This window comes from Achromobacter sp. 2789STDY5608615, assembly GCF_001298995.1.
Classification (GTDB): Bacteria; Pseudomonadota; Gammaproteobacteria; order Burkholderiales; family Burkholderiaceae_B; genus Achromobacter; species Achromobacter insuavis.
Map to the genome: position 1 here is coordinate 1 of NZ_CYTY01000086.1, position 4157 is coordinate 4157.

Here is a 4157-nt window from a genome sequence, read left to right on the forward strand (position 1 = left end):
GGAGCGAGGCTATAGCACAGAATTTTCGCTTGTCACGCCAGCATGACACTCATTTTGCAGAAAGATGATGATTTCCGGGGACGCACCCCGCATTTGCCATGGGAAAGTCATCGGTTCCGGGCTGCCTGCACTATATATAGAGAGGCGTCACTGTTTTCGCTCCATCCTGCTCCGGTGGCATCTTGCCTGCCGTCTCCCCCATGACGCCCTATATATATAGGGCGCCATGAGGGGAACCTCCACTCCACCGCGACGCCCGCCAGTCTCCATATGGACAACCCTCTATATATAGAAGGCCGGATAGGCACGGGGACGCATTCCACGCCTACAGCCGCAGCTCCGTCGTTTCCTTGATCTGCTGGAGCGCGAAGAAGGACCGCATGTCGACCACCGCGGGATGGCGCATGAGCGTGTCCATGGCGAATTTGGAGAAATGCGCCAGGTCGGCGACCTGGATGCGCAGCAGGTAGTCCATGTCGCCGGACATGGCGTAGCACTCGACCACCTCGGGCCAGAGCTGGACATCGCGGGCAAAGTCGCTCATGGGCGCATGGCTGGAGCCGCTGTGCTTGTTCAGGCGGATGTTGACGTAGGCCAGCAGGCCCAGCCCGACTTTCTCGGCGTCGATCAGCGCCACGTATTTCTTGATGAAGCCCTTCTCTTCCAGCCGCCGCACCCGGCGCAGGCAGGGGCTGGGCGACAGGGAAACGCGGTCGGCCAACTCCTGGTTGCTCAGGCGGCCGTCGCGCTGCAATTCGGCCAGAATCCTTATATCTGTCCTATCCAGCTCTATGTCAGACATTTTCAGCCCCATATTTTTTATCTTGGGCAATATTATTGCTCAACCTTGCCGCTTCCGCGACATGTTTGCAATTGTCTGCCTGCCTTTCCTCCCTACAATCTTCATCCTAGACTTGAACGACAAGTCGCCTCTACAACGACTCAAGGGAGCAGACTCATGAGCAGCGCTTTCCAACCCTGGGACAACCCGATGGGCACCGCCGGGTTCGAATTCATCGAATATGCCGCGCCGGACCCCGCCGCGCTGCGCAAGGTGTTCGAACTGCTGGGCTTCAAGGCAATCGCCAAGCATCGCCACAAGGACGTGACGCTGTACCGCCAGGGCGGCGTGAATTTCCTGATCAACGCCGAACCCGATTCCTTCGCGCAGCGCTTCGCCCGCCTGCACGGCCCGTCGATCTGTGCGATCGGCTTTCGCGTGCAGGACGCGGCCGCCGCTTACAAGCGCGCGCTGGAACTGGGCGCGTGGGGTTTCGACTCGCACAGCGGCCCGATGGAACTGAACATCCCCGCCATCAAGGGCATCGGCGATTCGCTGATCTATCTGGTGGACCGCTGGACGGGCAAGGAAGGCCACGGCGGCATCGGCGACATCAGCATCTATGACGTCGACTTCGTGCCGGTGGATCCGCAGAACGCGCAGGCCGACCTGAACCACCGCGGCGCCGGGCTGACGCTGGTGGACCACCTGACGCACAACGTGCACAAAGGCCGCATGGCCGAGTGGTCGGAGTTCTACGAGCGCCTGTTCAACTTCCGCGAGGTGCGCTACTTCGACATCGAGGGCAAGGTGACGGGCGTGAAGTCCAAGGCCATGACCTCGCCTTGCGGCAACATCCGCATTCCCATCAACGAGGAAGGCACCGAGGAGAAGGGCCAGATCCAGGAATACCTGGACCTGTACCGCGGCGAGGGCATCCAGCACATCGCCATGGCCACCGAGGACATCTACGGCACGATCGAGGCGCTGCGCGCCAACGGCGTGGTGTTCCTGGATACTCCGGAAACCTACTACGAACTGCTGGACCGCCGCCTGCCCAACCACGGCGAGGACGTGCCGCGCCTGCAGAAGAACCGCATCCTGCTGGACGGCGCCCCCGACGGCGGCCTGCTGCTGCAGATCTTCACCGAGAACCAGATCGGCCCGATCTTCTTCGAGATCATCCAGCGCAAGGGCAACGACGGTTTCGGCGAAGGCAATTTCAAGGCGCTGTTCGAGTCCATCGAACTGGACCAGATGCGCCGCGGCGTGGTGAAAGCCGTCGACTGACCGCTTCCCCCTCCAGCGCCGGTACCCATGTGCCCGGCGCTGGCCTTGAAACCTCGCCTTGCGCGAGGTTTTTTTTCGCCTGCCTTACTTCTTCAGGCGATCCTGGAACTGCTTGCGGAACTTGGCGACCTTGGGCGCGATCACGAACTGGCAATAGCCCTGCTCGGGATGCAGCGCGAAATAATCGCGATGGTAGTCCTCGGCCTGCCAGAACCGCGCGGGCGCCAACAGCTTGGTCACGATGGGCGCGTCGTAGACTTTCTGCGCCTCGACTTCGGCGATGACGGCTTCGGCCTGCTCGCGCTGGGTGTCGTTCTGCCAGAAGATGGCCGACTCGTACTGCGGGCCGATGTCGTTGCCCTGGCGGCCCGGAGTGGTCGGGTCGTGGGTGGCGAAGAACACGCGCAGCAGGTCGCTGTAGGACAGTTCGGCCGGATCGAATTCGACGCGAGCCACTTCGATGTGGCCGGTGTCCTTGCCGCAGACCTGTTCGTAGCTGGGGTTGTCGACGTGTCCGCCGCTGTAGCCGGGCAGCACGCTCTTGACGCCGCGCAGGTCGGTGAAGACCGCCTCGACGCACCAGAAACAGCCGCCGCCGAGAACGGCGACCTCATTGCCCGGGGAGGGTTGTTCTGCCATGACGATTCCTTTGCTGAAACTTTCCAGAGACGATACGACTACTTCTTGGCCGGCGCCAGCGTCAGGATCCATTCGGCCAACAGGCGGGCGTCTTCCGGACTGACATGGGTCTGCGCGGGCATCGGCACGGCGCCCCAGGCGCCGCGGCCGCCCCCGCGGATCTTGCCCGCCAGGTAGTCCACCATGGCGTCGCCCTGGCCCGCGTAGCGCTCGGCCACGCTGGCCAGCGGCGGTCCGACGCGCTTGACGTCGACCTGGTGACAGGCCATGCAGGCCTTGCTCTTGGCCAGATCCAGGCCAGTGGTTTGCCCCTGGGCCGCGCCGGCGGCCAGCAGGCCGGCGGCGACCGCCAACAGACTACGTATCAAAAGCATCGGTTACCGCCCCACGGCTCGCGGTGCTGGCGAGCTTGCCGAACTTGGCAAGCACACCGCGTGTATAACGCGGCTTGGGCTGGACCCAGGCCTGGCGACGAGCCGCCATCTCTTCGTCGCTGATATTGAGCTGCAACAGCAGCTGGTGGGCATCGATGGTAACCGAATCTCCCTCCCGGATCAGCGCAATGGGCCCGCCCACGAAGGCCTCGGGCGCGACGTGGCCGACCACCATGCCCCAGGTGCCGCCGGAGAAGCGGCCATCGGTGATGAGGCCCACGGTTTCGCCCAGCCCCTGCCCGACCAGGGCCGAGGTCGGCGCCAGCATTTCACGCATGCCGGGTCCGCCCTTGGGGCCTTCGTAGCGGATCACCACCACGTCGCCGTCGCGGATCCGGCGCGCCATGATGGCGGTCATGGCGTCATCCTCGGAATCGAAGACCCGCGCCGGGCCGGTGATCACGGGGTTCTTCAGGCCGGTGATCTTGGCCACGCAGCCCTCGGGCGACAGATTGCCCTTGAGGATCGCCAGATGGCCCTGGGGATAGAGGGCGCGGTCCAGTGGCATGATGACGTCCTGGTCGGCGCGCGGCGTATCGGGCACGTCGGCCAACGATTGTGCGATCGTCTGACCGGTGATGGTGATGCAATCGCCATGCAGCAGCCCGGCGTTGAGCAGCAGCTTCATGACCTGCGGGATGCCGCCGGCGCGATGCAGGTCGGTCGCCACGTACTTGCCGGACGGCTTGAGGTCACAGAGCACCGGCACGCGCTGGCGGATGCGTTCGAAGTCGTCGATGGTCCAGGGCACTTCGGCGGCATGGGCGATGGCCAGGAAATGCAGCACTGCGTTGGTCGAGCCGCCCGTCGCCATGATGACGGATACGGCGTTCTCGATGGATTCGCGGGTGATGATGTCGCGCGGGCGCAGGCCGCGGCGGACGGCTTCGACCAATACCCGGGCGGATTCGGCCGCCGAGACGACTTTCTCGTCATCCTTGTATGGTGTAGATGCGCCTTCCGCAGTGGGAGGGTGCTGGGGTAGGGACGTCGTCATCCATCAGCCGGTAGCA

General features: G+C 63.8%; 4 protein-coding genes and 1 pseudogene. 1 reads left to right on the plus strand and 4 read right to left on the minus strand.

All coding sequences use genetic code 11. From position 1 onward, the window contains the following. Nucleotides 1-325: 325 nt before the first annotated feature. Nucleotides 326-802: an Lrp/AsnC family transcriptional regulator gene (locus AOZ49_RS31360; protein WP_006392938.1), complete on the minus strand. Its 477-nt coding sequence runs from the start codon at nt 800-802 to the stop codon at nt 326-328. A 156-nt stretch (nt 803-958) separates the two neighbouring features. Between AOZ49_RS31360 and hppD the strand changes: the two genes are divergently transcribed. Further along, nucleotides 959-2071: a 4-hydroxyphenylpyruvate dioxygenase gene (gene hppD, locus AOZ49_RS31365; protein ID WP_054432676.1), complete on the plus strand. Its 1113-nt coding sequence runs from the start codon at nt 959-961 to the stop codon at nt 2069-2071. Nucleotides 2072-2155: 84 nt separating this feature from the next. Here the strand turns inward: hppD and msrA are convergent, their stop codons facing one another. The 3 genes and pseudogenes from msrA to AOZ49_RS31380 all read right to left on the minus strand — a co-directional run. Beyond that, nucleotides 2156-2710, minus strand: coding sequence for a peptide-methionine (S)-S-oxide reductase MsrA (gene msrA / locus AOZ49_RS31370; RefSeq protein WP_054432677.1), 555 nt, complete (start codon nt 2708-2710; stop codon nt 2156-2158). Nucleotides 2711-2748: 38 nt separating this feature from the next. After that, a complete protein-coding gene (locus AOZ49_RS31375; RefSeq protein ID WP_054479808.1) occupies nt 2749-3084 on the minus strand; it encodes a c-type cytochrome in 336 nt (111 codons plus the stop codon). Then, nucleotides 3068-4108: pseudogene (locus tag AOZ49_RS31380) on the minus strand (dihydroxy-acid dehydratase); the annotation flags it as partial. The pseudogene AOZ49_RS31380 and the gene AOZ49_RS31375, both read right to left, overlap by 17 nt. Nucleotides 4109-4157 lie beyond the last annotated feature (49 nt).

Excerpts from the sequence above, each read along its gene's own strand:
- hppD (WP_054432676.1), top strand. The coding sequence starts at position 959 with ATGAGCAGCGCTTTCCAACCCTGGGACAACCCGATGGGCACCGCCGGG.
- AOZ49_RS31375 (WP_054479808.1), bottom strand. The coding sequence starts at position 3,084 with ATGCTTTTGATACGTAGTCTGTTGGCGGTCGCCGCCGGCCTGCTGGCC.
- AOZ49_RS31360 (WP_006392938.1), bottom strand. The coding sequence starts at position 802 with ATGTCTGACATAGAGCTGGATAGGACAGATATAAGGATTCTGGCCGAA.
- msrA (WP_054432677.1), bottom strand. The coding sequence starts at position 2,710 with ATGGCAGAACAACCCTCCCCGGGCAATGAGGTCGCCGTTCTCGGCGGC.